Here is a 26,475-nt window from a genome sequence, read left to right as displayed (position 1 = left end):
AGATTGAGGCCGTTTCTGTCAAATTGTTCGCGGGATCTTTTATCAATTTCGCCGCGAGGGGATGCAGTTTAGCTAGGCATCAGCCATTTTGCCAAGGCCGGTGGACGATGAATTCCCGCGAAACCGCCGAAACCGCCGCCAAATGGCCCTCTCCCGGCCGATATTGACGATTCGCCGAGCGATAAGACTTGTCTTGATCGATTGAACCGCTGCGTCGTATAAATCCGCCTTCATTCCGCCCGAACCGCAACTTGCTGAATTGATTGGCGTTCCGTCATGTCGATTGTTGTCCGCAACCTCGTCAAAACCTTTGGGGAAACGCGAGCGGTCGACGGAATTGATTTTGAGATACCCGGGCCGGGGATCGTCGGTCTGATTGGTCCCAATGGAGCGGGGAAAACCACGACATTGCGGATGTTGACTACATTTCTCAAGCCGACCCGTGGATCGGTCTGTATAACGGGTTTCGATACGGTCGACCGCGCACAGGAGGTCCGTCGGCAGATGGGGTATCTTCCCGAATCGACCGCGATTTACCCGGATGCACGCGTCGGAGAGTTTTTGTCATTCCGTGCGAAATTGAAAAACGTGCCGCGTCGCTCGCGCGTCGGCGAGCTCGATCGCTGTTTGCACGCCTGTGGAATCGTCAACTTACGGCATCGGATCATTGGGCGACTGTCGCACGGTCAGCGGCGGCGCGTGGCGCTGGCCGATGCATTGTTGAGCGATCCGACTGTGTTGATCCTTGATGAACCGACCGCCGGATTGGATCCGTTACAAGTCCGGCAATTTCGAGGTCTCGTTGCTGAGTTAGCCACCGAGCACACGGTGCTCCTCTCGACACATATCTTAGCCGAAGCCCAAGCCATTTGTGGTCGGGTGTTGGTCATGTCGCAAGGCCACCTTGTGGATGACGTCGATTTAGGAACCGGTACCGAATTTCACCATTTCCGCTTGGAAGTCTCCGGGACAGCCGCGGTGATTCACGCGTCCTTATTGACCATTGACGGTGTTCTCGCTGTCGAGCAATCCGCATCTGGCGATCATTGGCAACGTTTTGAACTGCGTTGCGGCAATGAGCATGACGTGCGTCCGCGGGTGGCGGAGATTTGTGTAGAGCAGGGTTGGCCGATCCGTGAACTCACCAATTCGCTCCCTGAGCTTGAGACGCGATTCGTAAGGGCCGTGTTTTCTGAACCCAGAAAGGCGGCCTGATGTCCGCAGTTGTTTCTCATCGCGACGATACGCGACCTGCCACACAATCCGGGAGCATTCTCCGTTCGGCCGGCGGGCGGTTGCTGGGGGATGCGTCGACCATTGGCACCATTGCCATCTGGGAAATTCTCGGTCATTTTCGCCGCCCGGCTGCCTATGTGATGTTGTTGGCGGCGACTTTGGTCGCAGGCTGGCACTTCTCGTTGTTGATGACCCTGCTTGCGCAAGGGCGCGTTGTGCCGCTGCGTCAGGCGGATGACCCGTTGTCGCAGTTTTTGGGCCCGAATGTCTTTTTGGTCTTCTCGCTGATGCTGATTGTTCCCGTGGTGACGATGGGCATGGTCGCGGACGAACGGCGGCGCGGGATTTGGGAAATGCTATTAACGAGTCCTGTCCAACCGTGGCAGGTCCTCACTGGGAAATTCGCGGCGGCTTGGGTTGCGGTGGTCGTTAATGTGCTGCCTTGGATTTGTTGTTTGCTGGCACTGCGTTACTGGCCCGGGATCGGTTTGGAATTCGATCGCGGCTATGTGATCGGCGGCGTGATCGGCATCGCTACGATTTCGCTATCGCTTTGCGCGGTCGGCATGGTTTGCACCACCCTTTGCAAGGCCCCTTTTGCTGCTAGTGTGGCGACTGTTTCAGCCATGATTGGACTGTTGCTGTTGAGTATCGTGCCGCGGGCCATGTTGCATTGGCACATCGGTGAAGCATGGATGTCCGTCGCGGAACGTTTTGCCTGTTGGGAACATTTGGCGCGTTTCAGCACCGGAGCAATTGACCCCAGTGTGATTTGCGGCCACGTCAGCTTCGCTGTGTTGCTGCTGTGGATCGCCTGTCAGGCAACACGGGGCCACGATTGAACAACACGGTAATTACAGTGAGCAATTCCCATTAAAATACTTGAGAGTGACGGCATGAAATTCTTAAGCCAATACTGGCGGCGGGAACGACGCGGCATTGCGAGCGGCGTGTGCGTGGTGGCGGCGTTGTTGGCCGCCAATTGGGGTGTCGCTGCCGTTGCGCCGCAGGCGTGGGATGTTACCGAACAGAGGCGGCTCACGCTGTCACCGCAAACGCAAGACGTACTGGCCGAACTTCAAGGAACAGTCACCGTGACGTTGTTTGCCGAAAGCGAGGTTCGTACGGCGCGCGAACGGACCTTTGATGACTCAGCGGCGATGCTCTCGGACTTGTTAAAACGCTACAAACAACATGCCCGCAAGTTCGATATTGAGCGCGTCACCGCCAACGATTCGGTGGCCGGCCAACGCTTGAAACAACGCTTTCCTGATATCACCGCACCTTGCGTGGTGATCACGTATCAACTGCCGGGCGAAGAGCCGCGGCATGAGGTCTTGCAGCACGAAGACTTGGCGGAGTTCCACGGAGCCCCGGCGGGACGAGTCGCGGGAGTCGATTTCTTTGCCGAGCAAACGGTCACTGCTGCTTTAGCCCGATTGGCGGAGGGACAACTGCAGGTGAAAGTGTGTTGCCTCACCGGGCATGGAGAAGCGTCATTGGTCGTCGAAGGTCCCGATAGCACGCGCTCGCTCAGCGAACTGGCCGACTACCTACGGATGGGAGGCGTCCAGATGGAGCTGCTCGACTTGAGTCAAGCCACGCATGTTCCAGCCGATGCCGATGTTGTCTTGCTCGCCGGACCGCAGGCTGAATACGCTGCCTCGGACGCAGCCAAGTTGGAGACGTATTTCAAACATGGCGGGAGCGGGTTGTTGCTCTTGGATCTTGTGCAAAATCATCGTGACGGTGCGGTGGTTCCCACAGGACTGGACCGTTTGTTGCGCAAGTGGGGTGTGTTATTAGGAAACGATTTTGTGGTCACGACCACGGTCGATAACCAGTTGTCGACAGTGGTACGGGCCTTGCCGGCGGACGGGGATCATCCGTTAGCACGTTCCATGCCGCGTGCATCGTTGGACTTTAGACAAGCGCGGAGCGTGCGGCTATTGCCTGTCACAGCTGCGCCAACTGCAGTCTGTACGCCGCTGCTGCTTTCGCCGGATGGTCCGCATTGTTGGGCGGAAACCGATGTCGTCTCCAGAAACGTGCCGCAGTGGAATGAAGGCCGCGACTTACCCGGTCCTGTCTCATTAGCGGTCGCGGTCGAACGGACCGATCGCACCACGCCGGCGCCGATGTTGGTTGTCGTGGGGGACGCCGAGTTCGCGACCAATCGCGGAATGACCGGGCCGCGTCAGTATGCCGCGGGAACATTCGTGCTGCGGAGTCTGCATTGGCTCGCAGGGACAAAACGAGCGATGCAGGATATTCCGGTACGCCGTAGTCGTCCCTATCAACTCACTGGCACAGTCCAAGCGCAACGGGGACTGGTTTGGAAAACGATGCTCTTCCTGGCGGCATTGGTCAGCACGGCAGGCGCCACTGTGTGGACGATGCGCCGTCACGGGTGACGATTGAGTGGCCAGCTGGGGATTCAGCTTCAATACTGTGATTTTCTGCTCGATTTTTTGGCAGGACCGGGGTTAGAATAGCGACAGCGTTTCGCAGACGGTCCATCTCACGGTGAGCGAAACGCCCCAGCGACGATCCTGGTTCGTCGCCTCCCCTTCCTCAATCTGTCGCGGCTGTGAGATTCATCAATGAGCAATCCGATAAGAGTGGAGTGCACACATTGCTCCAGTACATTCCGTGTGAAAAGCGCAGGGGCCATTGGAAAGACCGTCGACTGTCCCAAGTGCACCGGCAAATTTGTCATTCAGAAGCCCAGACCGAAATCTAAACCGAAGCCCAAACCCAAACCAGCTCCGGAATTGGAATCGGACGAGGACGTGTTTCTTGCCGACATCGACGCAAATCGACGTGCCCGCCGCAAACGCCGACGGTCTCCGCAACTGGAGGAGGGAAACCACGAACCTGAGGAAGTGCCGTTGGCATTGGCCCGTCCGCAGTTAAGACGACTGAAGAAAAAAACTAACCCGGCCGAAGAGTTGGAGGACGAAGAGGGTTGGCTCTCGATGGGGTTGGGTTTCCCGATGTGGATCATTGGTGGTTGCCTTGGCAGTCTGGTAGGCCTTGGCCTCTGGGCGCTCATGGGTTACCTAATTCCGTTTCCACTAGGTTGGATGGCCGTAGGGATGGGGTTCATGGTGGGGTTGGGCGTGCGATTGTCTGCGGGGGAGAACGATGGGGTTGGCCCGGGGGTGACCGCTGCTGTCATCACGTTGTTCTCAATCATTATCGCTAAATTTATCACAGCCATGATAATCGCGGCTTGGTTAGCTGACCTGTTTGTCGGAGTTCCGGCGGATGTCGAGGAACTGTCGATTCAACAAATCGCCGATGAAATCGTTGACGAACGTAATGACGCTGGGCAAGACGTGGATTGGCCCGAGAAACAGCCGTTGCAGGGGATGGGCCAACAACAAGACGTCTCATCGGGATATCCGCCAGACATTTGGGCCGAGGCGGAAATGCGTTGGGAGGAGATGCCGATCGAGGAACAACAAGCGCGGCGCGAAGAAGCGGAAAACGAGCAGGACCGCGCTGAAGACGGCCAAGAGGAATTCGAAAGTGCGCATGTTGGCGACATTTTCATCTTCAGCTTTGGCTTACTAGATTTCATTTGGATTCCGATCGCGGTATTTACCGCATTTCAGCTAGGGGCAAACATCGCCGACAATTAACCGTGGATCGCCAAGACCCAATCCTCGTCATATCTAAGCTGCACCTTAAATGATGCTGTTTTTTTAGCCACAGATTGAATACGGATAATACACAGATCCAAGGTGGACGCCAACAAAACCCAATCCGACGGGTTGCCGTCCTGCTGAGCAAGCCACGCCAAGAGCCGCACCACAGGATGAAAACGCACGTTCATCTCGGGCCATCGTTGCATCCTGTCTGCAAAAGCGCTAAATTCATAAATTCTTAGCGAGTCAGTGGTAGTCATACGTGGGAGGTACGTCTCTCCCTCATTGCCGCGCGGTGCGTCCGCGTTTTGGGTCCATTTATACTCAGCGCTACGCGCAACACAGGAAAATTCAGGTACGGTTGCATGAACACAAAAATGAAACTGGTTTGCGGCGCGGTGACAGTCTTGGCGTTGGGAGCGTCGGTCTATTTGTCTCTTCCCCAGGAAACGCAAGGGCGTGACGAACGGCAGGTGACGCCGCAACTTGCGGCTGCGAAGGAGACCTATCGCCCCAGCGCGGTGCCGGAACGGATTGTGCTGACTTGGAAAAATGATGTGGCTACCACACAAGCGGTCACTTGGCGGACCGATACGTCCGTCACGAAGCCGGTCGCACAAATCGCGCTCGCGGAGCAGGGGCCTTGGTTTGTGAATAAGGCACTTCAAATCAATGGTACGACACAGGAGTTGGAGTCCGACCTGGGCAAGTCGCATTATCACTCGGCCGAATTCACCGACCTGACACCCAAGACGCTTTATGTTTATCGCGTTGGAGACGGGGTGAATTGGAGTTCCTGGATCCATTTTCGCACCCCCAGTTCCGAACCGGAACCTTTTACGTTCATTTATTTCGGCGACGCACAGAACTCGCTGAAGGCGCATTGGGCACGGGTTGTGCGTGAAGCGTACGCCGATGCTCCCCGCGCGAAATTTATGTTGCACGCCGGCGATTTGATTAACAATGCCATTCGCGACGAAGAATGGGGCGAATGGCACGATGCTGGCGGATGGGTCAATGGCATGCTCCCCAGCATCGCCATCCCTGGAAATCACGAATATGCCAAGGAAGATATCTATGGCAACACCTACCCCATCGGCCGTCGCCGCCTCGCGCCGCACTGGCGACCTACATTTGAGTTCCCCGACAACGGTCCGCAAGGACTCGAGGAAACGGTGTATTGGCTCGACTTCCAAGGCGTGCGAATCGTCTGCTTGAACACCAACGACAAGATCAAAGAGCAGGCCGTGTGGATGGACGAAGTGCTGGCTGAGAATCCCAACCGCTGGACGATTGTCACACAACACGCACCGATCTATTCAGCCAGTCGTCGCCGCGACAATCCCCAAATCCGCAATGCTTGGCAGCCGATTTTTGACAAACACCACGTCGATATCGTGCTGCAAGGACATGACCACAGCTACGGCCGCACCGGCTTGATGGTCCACGAAAATGCCGGCACCGGCAAAAACGTGCATGATCCGCGGGCGGGGACGATGTATGTCGTCTCGGTCAGCGGTCCCAAGATGTACGATCGCAACGATTTTCAATTCGCCCGTCGTGCGGAGGATACGCAACTGTACCAAATCATCAGCATCGACGGCGACGAATTACGCTACGATGCCAAATCCGCCACCGGCGAATTGTACGACGCGTTCACGCTGAATAAACGAGACGGTCAAGTGAACGAGCTAGTCGAACGCATCCCCAACACTCCGGAGCGACTCCGACCGGGTTCGTTGGAGTAGAGTAGGGGACAACAGTAGATTATTGAATCTCCACCCGCTCGCGCCCAGCAGATTTCAGCGCCGCTAGATTCACCTTCAACGTGTGCTCCGCTTCGTCGAGCGTGCAGCGGACTGGTTCTTGGTCGTCTGCGGCGGCGAGGAAGCGGCGGGCTTGTTCGCGGAATAGGTCGTCGCGTTCCAGTTTCGCTGGGGGATTCCAAGTCCAATCCTCGTCGCCATGCCGCAGCGTGCCGATGTTTTGTTCGTGGAAGAGCAACTTCACGCTCCCGCCGCGACAATTGAGACGCACGACGGTTTCGTTGGGGGCCATAAACTGATTGAGCGACGTATTGACCATCGTGCGACCGCCGCCAGTTCGTCCGGTGAGGTGCACCGTGTCTTCGACCTCAACCCCTTCGAGCGCCTGATGTCCGGAGTCGCAGAACACCCAATCAAAATCACCGGCGAGATACTGCACCATGTTGAATTGGTGTGTGGCCGCGTCTTGTATCGCACCGCCTCCCGTTTCGTGCCGCGTATAATAAATCTCGCGATACGCCGGTCGAAACGTGGGGAAATGTTGGCCGGAAGCGGCAACGACTTCCAGCAGGTCTCCCAATTCGCCGGAATCTAAAATCTGTTTTGCCGCCTGCACCAAGGGATTAACCCGCAGCACATAAGCAATATTCACCACGCGTCCCGACCAGGCAGCACGGAGACGGGGAATGTCCTCCAGCGAGGTGGACAACGGCTTTTCAATCATGAGTGCGTCTGCATGCTCTGCCAACGCGACCGCATGCGCGACATGTAAATGCGCCGGCGTACAAATCACAGCGGCATCCCACTGCTGTTGAGTCGCTTCGTCCAGGTCGGCGAACGTTTTCGCCAAGCCATACCGTTCGGCCAATTGGTTGCGGATTTCTTCGCGGACATCGCACAGTCCGATTTCTGCGTCATTATCAATATCGCGGAAACAGCGCAGATGCCGTTCTCCAATAGAACCGCCGCCGACGATAAGGATTTTTCTGGGTGTGGACTGGGGCATGGGAGCGTCCGTGATAAAGTTGTGGGGGGACGATTGATGGTGTCGCTACAACCGCGTCAGGGAGAGACGGTCGTGGATCGGGCAGTCAGGGGTTCTGTTCAACGTCTCTTGACCAACATCATGACCAAGAAACTCCGTTGGGATTATAACGCCGCAGGCGTGAGACATCGTAGCCTAGGGGCGCGAATGTATTGAGCGCACCCTAGGTTAGAGAGCGGACATTGGAACGCAACCCTGAAGGGGTTGTCGCTGTGCATTTTCCCAGGGCGGCGCGGCTGTGCCGCTAGCCCTGGGCTGGCATGTGTTACCCCTTCGGGGTAATGATGCGCCAAAAACCTCAAATGCAGGTCCAGCCACCGTCGACCATGAGGTTGTCACCGGTGATGTAGCTGCTCGCGTCGGAGGCTAAAAAGACAACGGCTCCTTTGATGTCTTCGTTGTCCAGCATGCGGCCGACCGGAACGCGCTTGGTGTAGTTGTCCACAAACGATTGTGGTTGATTATTGAAGTACCCGCCGGGGCTGATGCAGTTGGCCCGTATGCCTTGCTTGCCGTAGTAACTCGCCAAATACCGCGTGAAATTAATCATCCCCGCTTTGACGAACGTATAGGTCGGCGGCTGGACCATGTCGGTCCCTTCGTACAACGTGGGATCATTCGAGACCACGCCGTAGATGCTGGAAATATTGACAATCGATCCGCCGCCTTGACGTGCCATGTCTTCCACAAAGAGTTGGCAGATGTGAAACAACCCGCCCAAATCCCCTTCGCCCGCCTTGCGCCACACGTCCATGTTTTGCGCCTTCAAGTCGCCGACATGTCCGGCGCGTTGCAGTGCGCTATTCACCAACACGTCGAGTTTTCCGAAGCGGCTGATGATTTGATCGTGTAGCTGCTGCGTCGATTCGGGGTCCCCCAATTCGAACTCCATTCCGTGCGCGTCGTAACCTTTTTCGCGCAGCTGAGCTGCAAACTCCTGATTTCGCTCCAGTGATCGCGAAGCAGTGATCACCGTGGCGCCTGCCTCAGCGAGTCCTTCGGAAAGGCTGCTGCCGAATTGAGGTCCCGCTCCGGCGGTCACGAGGGCAACTTTTCCGGCAAGCGAAAAACGGTCCAAGATACTCATGCTGCTCAACTCCATGCGAAGCCGCGAATCTTTGTCGCGGTCGGTTTTTCTTGTAGGGGGAGGGGCACGCCGTCGTGCGCTGTTGCGGTCCGGCGGCAGGCAAAGTCCGGCATAAGCCGATCTCTACCGCCACGTTACTCGATGTTGAGAGGGATGACAATCAATTGAATTTGCGGCTCAGACGGTCAAAATTTCTTGTATTTCAATCAGTGATCGCATATTGTCACCGGTGCAGCGCTAGTAAACCGGCGTCGCTGGATCATGAATGCAAACTTCAACGAAGCGTTCATCGGCCCAGTCTGTGCGTGCGTCTCACTGAGATTGATACCGTGGTTTATTACGAGCGGGCATTGTTTGTAAATTAGTACGGGCGATTTTGATCCGGGGCGGGTTTCCGTACGTTGCACTGCTTAGTGCAGTTGTGATTCTGGCTGAAATCGTCAAAAGCGCTGAATGGCGTCAGTCACTGGCGTCCAGGCATCGGCGCTATTTTTTCCATCCGATTGAGGAGAGCTGTGATGCGTAGATTATTGCTGTTGCCGGGCGTGCTGGCATTGTCGGTCGCGTTTATAGGATGCGGCGGCGGCGAGGATGCCCAGACGCCCGAAAAACCGGCAGAGACCGATGCTGCGGCAGGAACCACTAAAGTGGGCGAACCCGATGTGGCCGCCACCCCTGAAACCAAAGCTGAAACGCCTGCTACGACCGAACCGAATTCTGAAGAACAGCCCAAAACCGCTGCGGCTGGCAAACCCACTTCGTTGGCCACAGGGGACAGAGTTGGCGTTGATACCACCTATGTGCTCCCCGAAGCGGTTGCCGTCTTGGTGATTCATCCGCAACAATTGCTCAAATCGCCGTTGCTGTCGGAAGACCCCACTGTGGCTGGACAATTGGCCGAAACGTCCAAAAAGTTTGGCGTCGACCCGTCTGACATGGACGAAATCGTGATCAGCGGTGGTCCCCCAACAGGGCCTGAAGGAATCCAGGAACCAGTTTCCATTGTCGCCACTTTCTCCAAGCCACATGGTGGCAAGGCCATGCTCGATAAAATCGTGGCTGGCAACGATGAGATCGCGGAGTTAGTCGATGTCGAGTATGCCGGGACCACCTTTTACCATGCGATACCAGCGAAGCCGGCTGAAGGGGATGACGCAGCCGAAGCCTCTCCGTTCGAGCCGTCCCCCAAGCCTGCTACTGACTCGTACGTGCTGTTGGCCGATGAGTCGACCGCCATCTTGGCACAGGACGAAGCGGTCATCAAAAAGTTGATTGACGGCAAAGGGTCAGTAAAAACACCTCTGACCGAAGCCTTGGCCAAAGTCGATGCATCGTCTGATCTTGTGTTGTTGGTGACGGTGAATGACCAACTGCGCGAAATGGCAGCCTCGCAGACGCAACGTGCCGCAGGCACGCCGTATGAGAAACTCCCCGAGCAGTTGGAGATGGCTGTGGTGCGGGGGACAATCTCGCCGGATATCCGTGTGCAGTCTACCTTTTCACTGGTCGACGAGCAGGCGGCTAGTGCATTTGCGAAAGCAATCACGCAATCCGTACAGGAGGCGAGCACCGGGCTGGATGCCCAATTAAAACAGATGCAAGCCGCACCTCCAGGAGGGGCCGCCGCAATGATGCTGCCGGTTCTGAAAGAAGTGCAAAAAATGTTGGCCGGTATCAGCGCCGAACAAGCTGGTGCCGACGTCGTTATCGACATGGCAGGCTTGAACGACATCAACTACCAAACGCTGATGCAAGCCGCCATGATGATGGCCATGATGAATGGCATGGGCGGACCCGCTGGCCCTGGACCCGGACCTGGCGACTTTGCCCCGCCGGCAGACGACATCATCCTGCCGGATCCCGCCGATGAGGCCCCGGCGGATGATAAAGAGGAAGAGGAAGAAGCCTAAGTCGAAACAGTGGCATAAACCACGCAACATCCACGGCGGTCGCGATTCTCGGAAATCGCGACCGCCGTTTTTTTATTCACTCCAAATCGGGATCGTCCGTTTCGCGGCGTAAATCCAGCAACCGCTGTCGCAAAATCTGCACGGTTTGTTCGTGCTCTGGTTGCCCGTAGAGGTTGTGCACTTCGTCCGGATCGGCTTGCAGATCATACAATTCGTATTCCTGTGGTTCCGCGAAGTAGTGAATGTACTTCCAGCGATCCGTCCGGACCCCGCGATGTTTGCGGACACTGTGCGCGCCGGGGAATTCGTAGTATTCATACAGCCAAGCATCACGCCAGGGGGTCTTCTTATCTCCGGCGAACAACGGTACCGTGCTATGACCGTGCATCGATTCAGGTGTTTTCGCGCCGGCCAAATCGAGCACTGTGGGGGCGATGTCGACGTTGGTTACCATGCGGTCATCGACGCGGCCTGCGGCAATCTGTTTGGGATAACGGATCAACAGCGGTACGCGGATGGACGGTTCGTGCATCAGCCGTTTGTCAAACGCCCGCCATTCCCCATGGAAAAACCCATTGTCAGAGGTATAAAGGATGGCCGTGTCGTCGAGTTCTTTCAGTTCTTTGAGCGCATCATAGACACGGCCGACGTTCTCATCGACGGCGACCAACGTTGCGTAATAGTCCTTAACGAAGCCGTCCAACGAGCGGACGTCGTTAAAATCGCCAATGCGGTTATTGGCATTACGAAAAGCGTCCGGTTTACCCGGCATGCCTTTTAGGTCGGCGTCGTAGGTCTTTGGTTTGGGGATGGCGACATCTTTGAACAGGTCGTGATGCCGTCGCGCCCGCAACCAACTGCGGTGCGGGGCTTTAAACCACACAAACAGGCAAAACGGCTTGTCCGAATCGCGCTGCTTCAGCCACTGCACCGCTTTGCCGGTGACTATGTCGTCCATATACCCTTCACGGGGCAAATCCTTGCCGTCGACGCCTTCGGCAATCACCGGTTTGAGGTAATTTCCCTGACCTTTAAAGCCGAAGTAGTAGTCCCATTTGCGATCGCGCAGCGCGCCGCGGACGTGCGATTTTCCGCAAAAAGCGACTTCATAACCATGCTCGCGGAGGATCTCCGGCAAGATGGCCGTCGTGGCGGGGATTTGTTTTTTCTTGTTATCGCGCACGCCGTGAGTGTGCGAGTATTGTCCGGTCAACAATGTAGCGCGGCTCGGTGCGCAGAGCGAATTGGTGACGAACATATTTGTGAAGCGCAAACCTTCGGCGGCCAAGCGGTCGATATTGGGTGTTTGCAGAATCGTGTTGCCAGCGCAGCTCAGCGCATCGAAGCGTTGGTCGTCGGTCATAAAAATGACAAAGTTAGGCCGCGGCGGTTCGGCGGCTTGGACACGATCGGCCCCCAGCCAAACAGCACCCAGCAGAGACATGGTCAGGATCATGTGTCGAATGGTCATGCCGATTTTGTTTCCCTATTTCAGGACGTAGATTTGGACTTTCTGGTTCGACCTTCCAAGATACAACAGGCTGTCCTCATCCGCTACCTGGGACCCAGAGGCGTTGTCGTCGCAGGAATGGGGGGAGGCATTGATCACGGTGCGCAAAAAAACCGGACTCGATCATTCGCGGTGAGGCGGAATGATCTGAGTCCGGTTCCATGTCGCAGTTTCACCGCTCGTTAGAGAACGGCAATTCAAATCAATACATTAGGCTTCCGGTTTCGGAGCGGGAGCCGGCGCTTCTTCGGCCGGCGGAGCCGGGGCCGGAGGAGCGTCTTCGACGTGCGGAGCAGCCGAGGGTCCTGCACAGCTGGGCGCCGCGGTACAGCAAGTGGCAGCCGGGGCACAGCAAGTGGCCGGGGCACAAGCGGGCTCGCAGGTCGGAGCCGGAGCACAGCAAGTGGCCGGTGCATATTCAACTGGAGCACAGCAGCTGACCGGAGCACAGCAGCTGGACGGGGCGCAGCAGGTGTCTACCGGACCACAGCAGCGGTTCCGACGGTGCTTTTTCTTAAACCAGCTGTGCTTGACTTTCTTGAAGCAGCCTTGTTCTTGGTAGCATCCACAGCTCTTTTTGTGGCTACCGAACAAACCGGCTTCGACTTGATTTCCACCCGTCAGAGCCAGTCCCGCCAGCATGGCGAAAACGGCCGACAATCCCAAAACTTTGCGACTCATCGTAGTCCTCCTGCAGTTCACTCAAATTGGAAAGTTGCTAAACCACTAACACGAAAATCCAACCCAACTCGGGTTCGCACCAGCCCGCCAACAGGACAGACAGGGATGTTTGCGTAGGTTGCCTTGGATGCAAAGCTCCGGGCAACCAGGATGTACATATAGGATATGGCTACTTCGCCATATCTTTTGAAAGCCCCCAGACCATCTGGAAGCTCCAATGTGTTGTTTTGTATTACGTATATAGATAGGGAAGAAGGCTTGGGATGTCAAAGACAAACAGCCATTTTGGGGAAAATATAGCAAATTTACTTCTTAGGCACCCGGTCGGGGCTGGTGGTCGCACGTGCACTAATTGTGCCGAAAAGCGCGAGATGATTCAAAAAGTCCTCGCCTCACAGTCGTTACAGCTCCACCCACTTTGAACCCGGACAGTCGCGTCTGCGGGAAGGCAGGCCTATGATGTGTGCTGGGAAATATTTCCCATTGTCTTTTGCCGCACCGCCGACATGCTGTTGATTCTCAAAGGCCGCCCGAAACGTGAAGTCTAATCCCCGTGCTCCATCTCAGTCACAGATAGCTTGGCAGGTGGGGGAGACACCGATCCCGTTGGGGCGCTTCCCCAAATTGATGGGGATTGTGAACACAACCCCCGATAGCTTTTCCGATGGCGGTCAGTTTTGCGACGTCGATGCAGCTGTCGGGCATGCGTTGGAACTCGCAGCGGCCGGCGCGGACTTTCTGGATGTTGGCGGCGAATCGACACGACCCGGTGCGGAACCGGTTTCCGCAGCAGACGAATTGCGACGCGTGATCCCCGTTGTCTCACGACTGGCTGGCGAAGTCTCGGTCCCGATTTCAATCGATACCACCAAAGCGGAAGTCGCCCGGCAAGCACTCGATGCCGGCGCAACAATCGTCAACGACATCTCAGGACTAACCTTCGACCCGCAAATGCCGGCGGTCTGTGCTGAGTCAAACTGCGGGGTGATCGTGATGCACATTCAGGGAACACCCCAGACCATGCAGAACGATCCGCATTACGACAATGTGATCGCTGAAATCTGCGACCACTTCACCGCGCGGCTTGAGGAATTGGCCGCAGTGGGGATTGCCAACGAGCGAATCGTGTTGGATCCGGGAATTGGATTTGGCAAAACGGCGGAGCACAACCTGCAGATCCTGTCGCACATCGGCCGGTTTCGAGAATTGGGTTACCCGGTCTTGATTGGGCATTCTCGCAAGCGGTTTTTGGGCAAGGTCCTGGGAAAACCACTCGACGAGCGGGTGTACGGCACCGCCGGCGTCGCGATTGCCTTAGCCCAACAAGGGGTCGATATCATTCGCGTCCACGACGTCGCCGCTGTGGGGGATTGCTTGACGGCTTGGCAGGCGGTGATAGAGCGGGTTGAAGGCTGACCGCGCTTCGCCGCCGATGGCCAATCCGCCCTGGAAAGTCGCCGTCTAATCTGGTCCAATGGAACATGACGCCACGTTATGTTAGCCGTGGGAAAACCGCATGTTCACATCAAACGGTCTTCGACGTTTCGCCGTGCTGTTGACGGTCGCTTCCTCGATGGGGGGGCAGGCTTGGGGGGACGATGCGGTTGCAGCGCAGTCGCCACGTATCGACTTTGCCCGCGATGTCCGGCCGATCTTTGCCGAACATTGCATGGCCTGTCACGGTGAGAAGGTGCAGGAAGCGGAATTTAGCGTCGACACGAAACAGCTTTTCCTGCGTGGCGGCGATTCCGGCAAAGTGATCGAGCCCGGCAATAGCGACGATAGTTTGCTACTGGCCCGAATCATCGGAGACGAACAAGGGGATCGCATGCCGTTGGACGCCGATCGGCTGACCGCAGCGCAGGTCGCGACCATTCGTGCCTGGATCGACCAGGGCGCCGATTGGCCGGACGATGCGGATTCCGGCACGATTCAGCATTGGGCGTTTGAAAAACCGCAACGCCTGGAACCTCCGGTGGGGAATGACAAAGATTGGCCGCGCAATCCAATCGATGCGTTTGTGTTGGCTAAATTAGAAGCGAACAACCTGCAGCCTTCGCCAGCGGCCAGCAAGGAACAATTGCTGCGACGCGTTTCGCTGGATCTGATCGGCTTGCCGCCGACAATTGCCGAGATCGATGCGTTTTTGGCCGACGACAGTCCCGAGGCTTACGACAAAGTCGTCGACCGGTTGTTGGCGTCGCCACAATACGGCGAGCGTTGGGCGCTGCCCTGGTTGGATGCGGCGCGGTTCGCCGATAGCAACGGGTATCAACGCGACGGGCGGCGTGAGGCATGGTCGTATCGAGATTGGGTAATTCGCGCGCTGAACGACAATATGCCGTTTGATCAATTCACGATCGAACAAATCGCCGGCGACTTGCTCCCAAATGCGACGCTGCCGCAACGCATCGCCAGCGGGTTTCATCGCAATACGATGGCCAATGTCGAGGCGGGGACTGATGTTGAGGAACAACGCGTGTTGTCGGTTTTTGATCGCGTGAACACAACCGGCACGGTGTGGTTGGGGATCACAATCCAGTGCGCTCAATGCCACGACCACAAATATGACCCGATCTCGCAAGCGGACTATTACCGGCTGTTCGCGTTTTTCAACAATACCGAGGCAGAGATCGAGGTCGACAAACGCAATCGCGACTTCGTGGGCCCAAAAATGGAACTGCCCGAACCGCAACAGAAAACGGCACAGCGACGTTTGATCGAAGCCGAATGGAAGGCGGCCAATGAATCGCTCAAGGTCCTCAAATCGCAACTCGTCAAAAACCTTGGGGCTTGGGAAACCGACCTGCCGCACCTGGAGTCTAGCGAGGATAAATTTCCACAGAACATTCGCGAGATCTTGACCCTAGCTGCGGAGAAACGGGATTCTAAACAGCAAAAACAACTGACGGAGTTTTACCTGCGGCAGTTCGCCTCTTATCAAAAACTGGCCGATCGTCAGCAGGAATTGAAGTCGCAATCCGCAGAACTGGCGGTGGAGACGACGTTGGTGATGGCAGAGCAGGATCAACCGCGGATGACACACGTCTTCAATCGCGGTGATTTTCTCAATCCCGGAGAAGCGGTCCAACCAGGCACGCCGTCGGTGCTGCATCCCTTCACGGCCTCCGCCGAACCCAACCGTTTGGACTTGGCCCGCTGGTTGGTGGATCAAGACAATCCGCTCATCGCCCGCGTGACGGTGAATCGGTTTTGGGCGGAGTTTTTCGGGCAGGGGCTGGTCAATACGCCCGAGGATTTTGGCACGCAAGGCAGCCGTCCCACGCATTCGCAATTGCTTGACTGGCTGGCAACGGAATTCATGGACAGCGGTTGGAAAGTGAAGGCGATGCACCGCCTCATCGCTACGTCCGCCACATATCGTCAAGCCTCAAAAATCACTCCCCCACTGTTAGAGCAGGACCCGTACAATCGACTGTACGCGCGGGGGCCACGTTTTCGCATGCGGGCGGAATTGATTCGTGACAACGCGCTGGCGGTCTCCGGATTGCTCAGCGACAAGATGCATGGTCCGCCGGTCTTTCCACGACAACCGGAGGGGATTTGGAATCACATCGGCCGCACGAGCAATTTGTGGAAAACCAGCACGGGCGAAGATCTGTACCGCCGCGGCGTGTATGTCTATTGGCGACGAACCGTCCCCTATCCCAGTTTCGTCAACTTCGACGCTCCCAGTCGTGAAGCGTGCGTGGTCCAGCGGAGTCGTTCTAATACGCCGCTGCAAGCGTTGACGCTGATGAATGATCCGGTGTTTGTCGAAGCAGCGGCGGCGCTGTCGCGCCGGTTGCTGACTGAACATCCGGAGGCTTCTCCCACCCAGCGCGTTGATTACGCGTTTCGTCTAGCGACCGGTCGTCGACCCCATGCAGCGGAAACGGCGATCCTTACGGAGCGGTATGAACGGGAATTGGCCCGTTATCAACAAGATGCAGCCGCAGCTGAGAAGATGGCCGACAGCTGGATTGCCGACGAAAAAATCGATCCCGCCGAATTCGCTGCGTGGCTGCATGTTGCCAACATTCTGTTGAATCTGGACGAAGTCATCACCAAGGGCTAACGGCAAAATATTTTCGAGCATGCACGACCTATTCCAACATTACGCCACAGCCCTGCGTCGCCGTGAGTTCCTACGGCGGTCGGGGATTGGTATTGGATCGATCGCGCTTTCCGGCTTGCTCGAACAAGAACAGGCACAGGCAAAATCGCCGGCCACCCCGCAGCCACATTTTCCGGCAACCGCGAAAAGCTTGATCTATCTGCACATGGTCGGTGCGCCGTCGCAGCTGGAATTGTTCGACGACAAACCGGTGTTGCGTAAACATCACGGCCAGCAATGTCCGCAGGAGTTGTTGGAAGGGCAGCGGTTCGCGTTTTTACAAAAGGATCCCAAACTGCTTGGCAGTAATTTCAAATTCAAAAAATGGGGCGAGTCGGGGTTGGAGATTTCCGAACTGTTACCGCACTTGGGGAGCGTGGCCGATGAAGTCTCGGTGATCAAAACCTTGAAGACGGAAGAGTTCAATCATGGCCCGGCACAGGTCTATCTGCATACCGGGTTTGGCCAACAGGGGCGGCCAAGTCTGGGGTCGTGGTTGACGTACGGATTGGGGAGCGAGAGCAGCGAATTGCCGGCGTTTGTGGTGTTGGTCACGGGGCTCACGCCCGGCGGTGGGACGTCGCTGTGGGGGAGCGGATTTTTGCCGTCGGTGCATCAAGGCGTGCAGTTTCGCACCAAGGGCGACCCGGTGTTGTTTGTCTCCAATCCCGAGGGAATTGACACAGCAGCGCGGCGGCGGATTGTGGACGACATTCGTCGCCTCAACGAATTGCAATTGGCCGAAACGGGCGATCCGGAAATCGCTACGCGGATCGCATCGTACGAAATGGCATTTCGTATGCAAACCAGCGTTCCGGAGCTGATGGACATCACCGGCGAACCAAAACACATTCAGGAAAGTTACGGCATCAAACCGGGTGCGCCGAGTTTTGCGAACAACTGTTTATTGGCGCGGCGGCTGGTCGAACGGGGCGTGCGGGTGGTGGAGTTGTATGATCAAGGCTGGGACCACCACGGCAACGTCGCCGCAGCTCTGCGGAACAAATGCCAACAGGTCGATCAACCCATTGCCGCTATGATTCGCGATTTACGACAGCGGGGCTTGTTAGATGAAACGTTAATCGTATGGGGCGGCGAATTTGGTCGCACGCCGATGTTGCAAGGGGACGTGAACAAAAAACCGGGCCGCGACCACCACAAGGACGCCTTCACCATGTGGCTGGCCGGCGGGGGCGTGAAAGGGGGGGTGACGGTAGGCAAAACCGACGATTTGGGATACCACGCCGTCGAAGACCCCCGTGACATCCATGATTTGCACGCAACGATTTTGCATTTGATGGGAGTCGACCACGAGCGGTTGACGTTCAAATTCCAAGGCCGCCGCTATCGTTTAACCGACGTCGCTGGCCGGGTCATCGAGCCGCTATTGGGCTGAACCAACCCAAGGTTGTGCGCGGGTCTCCTGACCCCGCACCCAGCCGACCGTAGGTCTCCCAACGTAGGCATGAGGGAACAGGCGTGAGGCTCGCAGACAAAATCAAACGAGCCCCCAACCCTAGCTTCCCCCCACTCTTTTCTGGCCACCGGCCACTCCCCGCCTTTATAGTGCGCGGGCCTCCCAACCTCGCACCCAAGCGATGTGAGTATGCCGGTCCATTCACTCCTCCGTCGTTATTTCATGGTTTTGAGGATCCTGAGATTGCCGGAGACCCGCGTGAAACGCGTGTGGAGTTGTGCTTTGCGGACTTCATCCTTAGTCTTGTCCGCCTGATTCATTTCAAGTTTCAAAGCGTTCAACTCCGCCTCCAGCGACTCTCGCAGAATTTCAGCGATGGTCTGCATTGTTTTTAAGCGTTCCCGCATCGAGGCCAGTTTTTCGGCGGCTTTCTCATACTCCGCTTGTGAGACGACACCCTTCTCATTGAGCTTTTGAACGCGTTCATAGGTGCGTTTAGCCGAGTCAAGTTCGCTGTGCGTTTGAGAATAATCGGTCGCCAGTTTGATCACATCGTGATGCGTGGAGGGCAGCCGGCTGTCGGGGATTGGTTCGATTTTCTTTTGCGTTGTGGGTACTTGGGGAGTGCGAGGAATCGGTACAGGTGTCTGCCGCGCCGAAGGGCGGGGAGCATTGTATGTCGGTGCATCTGACTGTGACGGTGCATACGGTTGCACGTTTTTGGGATTATCAGTGGGGACCTGCGGGTCTTGTGGATAAGTGTCCTTTTCCGGCACGACGACTTCCTTTTCAACAATGCGGGTCTCGTAGACCGTCCGTCCGTCAGGTGTTGTGCGTGCGACCCTAACCGGCACGCGTTTGATCACGGTGCGGGTCCTCTGTTTGGGCGGCGTGGCGCCGGTTTGTGGCTTCTGCGTTTGGGCGTACCAACTATCATCTGCGGCCGGTTTTCCGGTTCGAGATGGGGTTTTTGGCGTCCCGTACCAATACCTCGACAAATTTGAGGTGCTACGTTGCTTTTGGAGTTCCTGGTCGAGCTTGGCGAGTTCGTTGAATTCTTTTTTCAGGTCATTTGTTCTTACTGCCAGCGAATCGTTTTGTTCGTTCAAAATTCGCCACACATCCCCCCACGATTTCACCTCCTCACCTGAGCGATTAGAGAGTTTTATTTTTTTTCGGACAGTATCCGGTGCTTCCTCGTCTGGGTTAAAGTCGGCGGTGATAGTATCGACTTGTTCTATTAACTCACGAAGTTCAGTTTCCATCTTTGCCAATTGTGGCTCCAACTCCAAGACTGTTAATGCGGCAGACACTGCTTCGTCGAGTTTGCCCATCGATTCGAACATGCTGCGAATCGAGTCGCCGCGATTATCGGAAAGCATCAGGATTTTTTGGACAATTGCCATCTCCGCATCATCGACGGGTCGGTTGAGGACGTTTTTGTAAAGTCGCTCGATCAGAACGATATCCGAAATGTTTTCGTCGGTCAGCAACTTGCGGATTTCCTTTTCCTTGTCCGTCGCTCGTCGGTTGATCAATTGCAGCCGCATGATTAAGACGTCACGGTATTTCGATTTGATAAGTGACAAAAGGAATTCGGGGGTCCGTTGACTTGAAACTCGTCCTCCGCCAAACGAAATCCGACGGTTTGATCTTCCGGAGGATTCATCGTCATCGTCCTCTGTGCGCCCACTAACACCGAAAACTTTGCGTACGCGGTCGTCTACGTGTTTGGCTGGAGTGGTATCTGTATCCGGAGTCGCTTCGACGGTTTCGGATTGCTTCTCGCCGACGTCCGGGGCATCCACAGTGACCGGCGTTTGGGGATTTGCCGGTTTGGCTTGGGTCTCCGGGGCCGCTTCGACCGTCTCAGATGGCTTGTCACCGTCATCCGGTTCCGCTTGAACCAGGCGCACCCCCAGCGTACTGCTGAGTAGGATCACCGCCGCGGCGGCGGTCAGTGTGGTGAGCAATCTCCAGCGGCGGGTGCAGGTGGTCATGAGTGGGGTTTGGCGACGGACGAGCATTTCCATTCTCCTGTAAAATTGGGTGGGCGAGCTAAATATTCCAACCGTTCCGACGTGGGCCATCCCCCGCCGACCTTGTTCTTTGACTAAAGCGATCAGTTCTCCCGCATAGGCGGTCGTGGACGAATGGCCCGCTGCCCAATCGTCGGCGACCAGTTCAGCGGCTAAATAGGTGCGGCTGCGGATCCACCAGTACAGCGGATGGACGTACAGCAAGGGCAGGGCGATGTTGAATAGCACGCGGCCCCGTTGGTCTCCCTGCTGAAGGTGGGCCAATTCGTGCAGCAGAATCTGCCGCAATTGGTCCGCGCGGCTTTCCTCACAACATTCCAACGGCAACACTATTGTCGGCCGCCACCATCCGCACGAAAACGCGCGGCGGCATTTTGAGGAAACCAACAAACGCGGCAGCGGGTCGCTAGATAGTGAGGTATACAGATCCCGCAACCAGCCGTGCGGCGAAATTGCTTGCCGTGTGAGGCGAAACAACAGCAACCATCCCAGCACAACCCATGCAATACAAAGTGCCGCGCCGCCCAGATAGAGAGCTGCAACGATTTGCCGCCACGAAAACCCTTCGGCCGCGAGCGCCGCGCCGGGGGATGATGGTGCAATCATCGGTGTCGCCACGACGGCAACGTTTGCCTCGAATGTTGGTGGTGAATCGTTCAGCGGGAGATCGCCGTCGACCAGGGGAAGCACCGGCTGTTCGGCATCGAGCTGCGCCAACTGCTCAAGAATCTCCGCTGTTTCATGAATCCGAGCGTCCTCCTCGGCCAATCGGTCTTGCGCGATGGCTTCCGGGACGGGGGGGGCGGCAATCGGAACTTGATCTAGAATTTGTGTCGCAACCGGCGGCACTGGTGTTTGCGGGAGCAATTCGTTCGTCGAGAAGCGCGGCAAGGGAATGCAGGCGATGAGCATCCAGGCCATGACCGCCACAATTGTCAATTCGCCGGCGCGTTGCCGATTGATCGGCGCGCGATGCAGCAAGAGGGCTACGCCGCCGACAACCAATAACGCCGATGCACCGGTGATCAACATGCCGCCGTGGCTCTCCAGAAAATGCAAGGTCTCGTTCACGATCGTTCCCCTTTCAGCGAATTCTGGTTGGCGTTTTGTTTGGCCGTCTGCAGCAACTCTTCCAAGCGAGCGATTTCCGCTGTGGTCGGCTGCTGGGCGGAGATGACCGATTGCACCATCTGGTCGATGGCACCGTCGAAGACACGGTCCAGCAGATTGGTCGCCAAGTTGCGATTTGTCTGGTCGCGTTTGACCAGCGGGCGGTAAATGAACGAGCGGCCTGCGACGCGATGGGTGACGAGTTGCTTCTCTTCCATCGTCCGCAAAAACGCCTGGACGGTGTTTTGCACGATGGGAGCCGACCGGCTCATCTCCTCGTAAACCGCGCGGACGGTCGCTTCGCCGCGGACCCAAAGGATTTTAAGGATTTCCAGTTCCCGCTCCGTAGGTGTTCGATGGTCGACCATGCCGATGGTCCTCTCCTGGATGGCAGTCTTGCTAAGCTTACTTGGCTAAGCTTAACCGGGTTGTTGTGGTTTGCAAGACCAATATCAAGAGATCTCGCGAAAAAATCGGATTCGGGATAAGATCCCCGCCATGTGGAAACAACTGTCAATTTGTGGCGTAGTGGCTGCCATTGCGGCGACGTTATTCGTGCAATCCAGCGAGCAAGGCTGTGGAGTCTTGCGCGGGCATTCGCACGAGGTATTCACATTGGCATTCGCCCCCGGCGGCAAGACGTTGGCCTCGGGCAGCGGCGATTTCCACCTAGATCCCGAAACCAAACAGTTACGCGAATATGGTGAGTTGAAGTTCTGGGACATGGACGTACGGACCGAAATGGCAGCCATCGAGTCCGCTGCCCGATTTTGGGCAGTGGCGTTTTCACCCGATGGCAAATTGGCCGTCACCGGCGGCGGTGTGCAAGGCCAACGGGCGGGGGTGATTCAGGTGTGGGATTGGCAAAACAAAAAACAACTTACTGCTGTCACACAAGATTGGTTAGTGCAGTCGTTGGCCATTTCGCCTGACGGCAAGCGACTGGCAACGGTCAGTTACGGTACGCAAGCGATATTGTGGGATTTACCCGGCTTAGAAAATCCGGTGGTGCTCGAAGGGCACACCGACGACGTCAAAACGGTCGCGTTTTCTCCCAACGGTTGGTCAGTGGCGACGGGGAGTTGGGATGGGACGGTGAAACTGTGGGACGTCGAAACGGCACGTTGCACCTCCACGCTCCAACTCGATGGGACTGCGCGTTCGGTTTCCACGGTCGCGTTTTCGCCCGATGGAGAAACGATCGCTGCCGGCTGTGGGACCATCGATCAACGCAATGCCCAGCACTGCTCAGCGGTGACCTGTTGGGAGCTCGCCACCGGTACAAAAACCGTTTCGCTGCCGCACAACGATTACGTCACATCGCTGGTCTTTTCGCCCGATCATCGCACATTGATCTCGGGCAGTCGCGACGGTGTTGTTCGACTGTGGGATTATCGCACGGGAACAGAATTAAGGACGATTTCACATGCAGGGCCGATCGGAGCGATCGCGATTTCAAGCGACGCAAAACTCCTGGCGACCGCCGGCCGCGAACGAGAATGCGCGATTCGGTTGTGGAATTTGGAGCGTCTTGTTGGCGAAGTTCGCGCGACGGCGCCCGTTGCAATGCTGACAACTGGCAATAGCAAACGCCGTTAATGCGATCAGCGCCAAGTTGAGTGAAACTCACCCGTTCACTAGCTCCGGTGAGTAGGGTGGATTCTCTATTGTAGAGCGAATACCCTCACCCCGGGCCTCTCCCAGAGGCAGAGGGAGGAGTCTGTCCTCCCAATCCCCAAGTCCACTTGCTGCCGCAGCGACCAACGGGAGCGGCCTATGCAAGCTCGAGCGGAAGCTCGCACCAAGCGGCAATGCCGCCTAGGCCCAGAATTTGTCGCCGTGCCAGTTCATGGGGGGGCAGGTTTCGACTTCGATGTCGCCGTTGACGGTGGTTTGGCAGGCGAGTCGCATTTCTTCTTCGTGGCCGATTTTGGCCATGGCCATCAACGGGTTGTGCAGCGGTGTCATTCGCTCCAGGATGCCCTCTTTGCTCGTGTTCTCCATCCCCTTTTTGATCAACACGCGGCAGGAACCACAAACGGAGAGTCCGTGGCAATTGAGCAGCGCGTGTTTGTGAACTCCGGGATAGAGTTCGACGCCGGCCTTCAAGGCTTCTTTGCGCAAGTTAGAACCGGCGGGGACTTCGAGAGTCCGTTTTTCTTTGATGAATTTGATCGTGGGCATCGGGAGATTTCTTCCGCTGACGGCGGTGTCGGTTGGAACTTACGTGTCGAAATGGTGCAGAAACCATTCTCCACAGCTTCATGCTTCCCGATGATAAATAGTCGCCGCCGCAAATTCCAGTGAAGCCGTCACAGGGAGCGCACATTCTTTAGAGGCCGTTATTTCGTTTCGAGTTCCGCCTTGGGAGCAATCTTGCGGGTCACCTCGCCTTGGCGGGCTTTGAGGTCGAAAAGTCCAAATATTTCCGACGCATTCAGGCTCAGCGAGGCGATGGTGCTATCCCCATCGCCCAGCACACGGGCAAAAATCTGCCGTTTTTCATTGAGCACGCGGTCGATTCGCTCTTCGATCGTGTTGTTGCAAATGAATTTGGTGACAATCACCTGACTTTTTTGACCGACACGGTGCGCCCGGTTGATCGCCTGGTCCTCGACCGCAGGATTCCACCAGCGGTCGTAGAGAAACACGTATCCTGCGAATTGCAGGTTCAAGCCCACTGCACCGGTCCCGTAGCTCATGAGCAACAACGGGCAATTGGGATCCTCTTTGAATTGGCTGAGGATGGGCTCCCGTTTTTTTGTGGGGACTTTGCCGTGATAGACCAACGGATTGAAGCGCTTTAGCTTTTCGTCGAGCCAGTCGATGCACTTCGTCCATTGACTGAACAAAATGGCTTTGCCGCCGGAATTAGAGATTTCTTCCATGTCGGCTTCTAAGCGATCTAGTTTTGCGCTATCGCCGGTGAGCGGATCGAAATTGGTGATTTGTTTCAGTCGCAACACCAATTCGAAAACGTGTTGGACGGAAATCGATTCTCCCATTTCGTTGAGTTGGATCACGCCGTCACGTTCGGCCGTGTCGTAGGCGTGTTGTTGTGCGGGGTTGAGATCCAGATGGGCATCGCGATCCAGGCGGGGAGGCAGATCGGACATCACGAGGTCTTTGGTCCGCCGGAGGATATAATGATCCGCCAGTTGGGTCAGCCCCTTCATGTCAGGGTTACTGCGGGGCGGGATGACCTCCATGAATTCAAACAGCGATGCCAATTCCTCAGGCCGGTTTTCAATCGGGGTGCCGGTCAGCGTCCAACTGCGGCGGCGAGGGATGCTGCGGATCATCGCTGCCGTGCGTGAGTCGCGGTTTTTAATCCGCTGCGCTTCATCCAAAATGACGAGGTCATACTTGGGCGGGTCATCACCGAACGCTTCGAAGTCGCGGACAACGACTTCGTAATTGGCCAACAGAATCGGAACGCCGGGCATGTTCCAGAGCATGTTGCGGCGGGCGGAGTCCCCTTCCAACGTGGTGATGGGCAGTTCCTCGGCCCACAATTTAAATTCACGCTGCCAGTTGGGAATCAGCGGCTTGGGGCAGACCAACAGCACGCGGCGCACTTGTCCACTGCGGAGCAACAGTCGAATCGCAGTGATGGTTTGCATGGTTTTGCCCAGCCCCATCTCGTCGGCCAACAGTGCCGCCTTCTGCGAGAACATCCATCCGATTCCCTCGTATTGGTAGGGGAACGGCTCAAACGGCATGATCAATTCCTGCCCGGCCAACCAGGTTTCCAGTGGCGGTTGCAGGACGTAGAACAATCGGTCTTCGAGCGAGAGTGCGTCGCTGGGAGGTTTGATGCGTGTCGATTTTGGTTTTTCGCGTTCCGAACCGCCCTGCGCCTTGGGGGGCTTGATACGTTTGAGGTTCTCGGATTCCTCGGGGGATTTCGGCGGGGGGAGAAACTCCATGCCGTCGGGAAACGTCAGCTTCGTCGTTCGCACGCCGCTTGAAGTGGGCCGCCAACGGGGGCTGAAGGTGACACGCCCCAGGAGCGGAACGTTTTCACATTCCATCTTCGGGGTCCGCCGCAGCGCGCCGTTGAGCCCTGAGGCGAAGACATTGGCGGCGAGGTCCAGCGGCATGGTGGTGATCTGCGGCGCAGCGATAGCCGAGTGCGCATCGTGTTTCGCGTCGATGCGCAGGATCCCGTCAGCACCCGCCGGCGCAGGACGAATGATCGACGTGGATGGAGTGGGCGATTCAGGGGGCGGCGATGTATTCGGCAACGCTTCCCATGTCTTGACATCCGTTTCAGGCATTGGGGGTTGGGGCGTTGAGGGATTCACGCTGCAGCTGTGCCTCCGGTCGCTTGACGGAGCGCTTCTTCGACGCGCTCGAATGGTTCCAGCAGATCGACATCATCAGGCAATGCGGTCAGTTTGTTTTCCAATTGATTGCGGTCGCTGCCATAATCGGCGTGCGTGATCAAGGTTTGTCGCCCGAAGGCAAAACCGGTTTTTGCGGACTCGTGGTCGTGCACAACGACCATGGCTAGACACGCGGTGATGTGTTCGCGAAGTTCAAGCAGTGCCGCTTCGGTGACAAACACGATATGGGGTTTCACGCCTGCTTTTTCCAGCAACGTTTTTCCGATAAGTTCTGCCAAAACAAACGGCTGCAACGTCGGCCCGTAGAGCACTTCCTGTGTGCGATTGGGTTTGACGGGGTTGGTGCATTGGAATTCCAAGGGGCGGCCCAGATGGTTCGTCACCAGCAGGCCTCCCATGAAGCCTTGTTGCGGCACTTGGATGGCTGTCAAAAAACCCAGCCGCAGTTTGTCCTGCCGTTCGGCTGCCGTCATGAATGGTTATCCTTGGTTGTCATGCAGTGTCAGAAAATCTTGGTCTACAGCTCCGTCACTTTGCTAACTGCTGCCGGGACGC

At 56.6% G+C, this 26,475-nt stretch carries 20 protein-coding genes; 10 read left to right on the top strand and 10 right to left on the bottom strand.

The features are described 5' to 3' along the window. Positions 1–276: 276 nt before the first annotated feature. From CA54_RS23905 to CA54_RS23890, 4 genes are all read left to right on the top strand, one after another. Complete coding sequence (locus CA54_RS23905) at positions 277–1,215, top strand: ABC transporter ATP-binding protein (protein ID WP_146373532.1); 939 nt, start codon at positions 277–279, stop codon at positions 1,213–1,215. Continuing rightward, positions 1,215–2,078, top strand: coding sequence for an ABC transporter permease (locus CA54_RS23900; RefSeq protein ID WP_146373531.1), 864 nt, complete (start codon positions 1,215–1,217; stop codon positions 2,076–2,078). Before CA54_RS23905 ends, CA54_RS23900 begins: the two co-directional genes overlap by 1 nt. A gap of 54 nt (positions 2,079–2,132) precedes the next feature. Further along, complete coding sequence (locus CA54_RS23895) at positions 2,133–3,650, top strand: Gldg family protein (protein WP_146373530.1); 1,518 nt, start codon at positions 2,133–2,135, stop codon at positions 3,648–3,650. Positions 3,651–4,028: 378 nt separating this feature from the next. Continuing rightward, positions 4,029–4,883, top strand: a complete 855-nt coding sequence (locus CA54_RS23890; protein ID WP_146373529.1) for a hypothetical protein — start codon at positions 4,029–4,031, stop codon at positions 4,881–4,883. Here CA54_RS23890 and CA54_RS23885 read toward each other — a convergent pair. Then, positions 4,880–5,077: a hypothetical protein gene (locus CA54_RS23885; protein ID WP_146373528.1), complete on the bottom strand. Its 198-nt coding sequence runs from the start codon at positions 5,075–5,077 to the stop codon at positions 4,880–4,882. The two genes, CA54_RS23890 and CA54_RS23885, sit on opposite strands and share 4 nt — an antisense overlap. Before the next feature lie 177 nt (positions 5,078–5,254). Here CA54_RS23885 and CA54_RS23880 point away from each other — a divergent pair, with 177 nt between their 5' ends. After that, the gene (locus tag CA54_RS23880) at positions 5,255–6,637 is read left to right on the top strand and encodes a purple acid phosphatase family protein (protein ID WP_146373527.1); all 1,383 of its coding nucleotides are present in this window, start codon (positions 5,255–5,257) and stop codon (positions 6,635–6,637) included. A gap of 19 nt (positions 6,638–6,656) precedes the next feature. On the opposite strand, the gene CA54_RS23875 is transcribed toward CA54_RS23880, so the two are convergent. Both CA54_RS23875 and CA54_RS23870 read right to left on the bottom strand, forming a co-directional pair. Beyond that, positions 6,657–7,661, bottom strand: a complete 1,005-nt coding sequence (locus tag CA54_RS23875) for a Gfo/Idh/MocA family protein (RefSeq protein ID WP_146373526.1) — start codon at positions 7,659–7,661, stop codon at positions 6,657–6,659. Positions 7,662–7,998: 337 nt separating this feature from the next. Beyond that, a complete protein-coding gene (locus tag CA54_RS23870) occupies positions 7,999–8,787 on the bottom strand; it encodes an SDR family oxidoreductase (RefSeq protein WP_197532780.1) in 789 nt (262 codons plus the stop codon). A 518-nt stretch (positions 8,788–9,305) separates the two neighbouring features. Here CA54_RS23870 and CA54_RS23865 point away from each other — a divergent pair. Then, entirely contained in the window at positions 9,306–10,697 is a 1,392-nt protein-coding gene (locus tag CA54_RS23865) for a hypothetical protein (protein ID WP_146373524.1), read from the top strand. A gap of 76 nt (positions 10,698–10,773) precedes the next feature. Here CA54_RS23865 and CA54_RS23860 read toward each other — a convergent pair whose 3' ends face one another. Further along, complete coding sequence (locus CA54_RS23860) at positions 10,774–12,168, bottom strand: sulfatase family protein (RefSeq protein ID WP_146373523.1); 1,395 nt, start codon at positions 12,166–12,168, stop codon at positions 10,774–10,776. A gap of 249 nt (positions 12,169–12,417) precedes the next feature. Further along, positions 12,418–12,888 carry a hypothetical protein gene (locus CA54_RS23855; RefSeq protein ID WP_146373522.1) on the bottom strand — a complete coding sequence of 157 codons (471 nt, stop codon included), beginning with the start codon at positions 12,886–12,888 and terminating at the stop codon, positions 12,418–12,420. Positions 12,889–13,425: 537 nt separating this feature from the next. Here CA54_RS23855 and folP point away from each other — a divergent pair. The 3 genes from folP (at position 13,426) to CA54_RS23840 (ending at position 18,401) form a co-directional block, all read left to right on the top strand. Next, a complete protein-coding gene (gene folP, locus CA54_RS23850; protein ID WP_231963180.1) occupies positions 13,426–14,304 on the top strand; it encodes a dihydropteroate synthase in 879 nt (292 codons plus the stop codon). 100 nt (positions 14,305–14,404) lie between these two features. Then, complete coding sequence (locus tag CA54_RS23845; RefSeq protein ID WP_146373521.1) at positions 14,405–16,966, top strand: PSD1 and planctomycete cytochrome C domain-containing protein; 2,562 nt, start codon at positions 14,405–14,407, stop codon at positions 16,964–16,966. 19 nt (positions 16,967–16,985) lie between these two features. Further along, positions 16,986–18,401, top strand: coding sequence for a DUF1501 domain-containing protein (locus tag CA54_RS23840; protein WP_146373520.1), 1,416 nt, complete (start codon positions 16,986–16,988; stop codon positions 18,399–18,401). 236 nt (positions 18,402–18,637) lie between these two features. Here the strand turns inward: CA54_RS23840 and CA54_RS23835 are convergent, their stop codons facing one another. Then, positions 18,638–21,532: a M56 family metallopeptidase gene (locus CA54_RS23835; RefSeq protein ID WP_146373519.1), complete on the bottom strand. Its 2,895-nt coding sequence runs from the start codon at positions 21,530–21,532 to the stop codon at positions 18,638–18,640. Next, complete coding sequence (locus tag CA54_RS23830) at positions 21,529–21,939, bottom strand: BlaI/MecI/CopY family transcriptional regulator (protein ID WP_146373518.1); 411 nt, start codon at positions 21,937–21,939, stop codon at positions 21,529–21,531. The genes CA54_RS23835 and CA54_RS23830 overlap by 4 nt, the downstream gene beginning before the upstream one ends. Before the next feature lie 130 nt (positions 21,940–22,069). Here CA54_RS23830 and CA54_RS23825 point away from each other — a divergent pair, with 130 nt between their 5' ends. Continuing rightward, positions 22,070–23,170: a WD40 repeat domain-containing protein gene (locus CA54_RS23825; RefSeq protein WP_146373517.1), complete on the top strand. Its 1,101-nt coding sequence runs from the start codon at positions 22,070–22,072 to the stop codon at positions 23,168–23,170. Between the two features lie 219 nt (positions 23,171–23,389). Here the strand turns inward: CA54_RS23825 and CA54_RS23820 are convergent, their stop codons facing one another. The 3 genes from CA54_RS23820 to CA54_RS23810 all read right to left on the bottom strand — a co-directional run bounded on the left by CA54_RS23820 (position 23,390) and on the right by CA54_RS23810 (position 26,393). Beyond that, positions 23,390–23,755, bottom strand: coding sequence for a 2Fe-2S iron-sulfur cluster-binding protein (locus CA54_RS23820; protein ID WP_145426237.1), 366 nt, complete (start codon positions 23,753–23,755; stop codon positions 23,390–23,392). A gap of 158 nt (positions 23,756–23,913) precedes the next feature. Continuing rightward, positions 23,914–25,851 (bottom strand): DEAD/DEAH box helicase, encoded by a 1,938-nt coding sequence (locus CA54_RS23815; RefSeq protein ID WP_146373516.1) that lies wholly within the window; start codon positions 25,849–25,851, stop codon positions 23,914–23,916. A gap of 23 nt (positions 25,852–25,874) precedes the next feature. After that, on the bottom strand, positions 25,875–26,393 hold the full coding sequence (locus tag CA54_RS23810; RefSeq protein WP_146373515.1) for a hypothetical protein: 519 nt from the start codon (positions 26,391–26,393) through the stop codon (positions 25,875–25,877). Positions 26,394–26,475: the final 82 nt, after the last annotated feature.

The organism is Symmachiella macrocystis (assembly GCF_007860075.1).
In the GTDB taxonomy this organism is placed as follows: Bacteria; Planctomycetota; Planctomycetia; order Planctomycetales; family Planctomycetaceae; genus Symmachiella; species Symmachiella macrocystis.
This window is presented reverse-complemented; position numbering and strand designations above follow the sequence as displayed.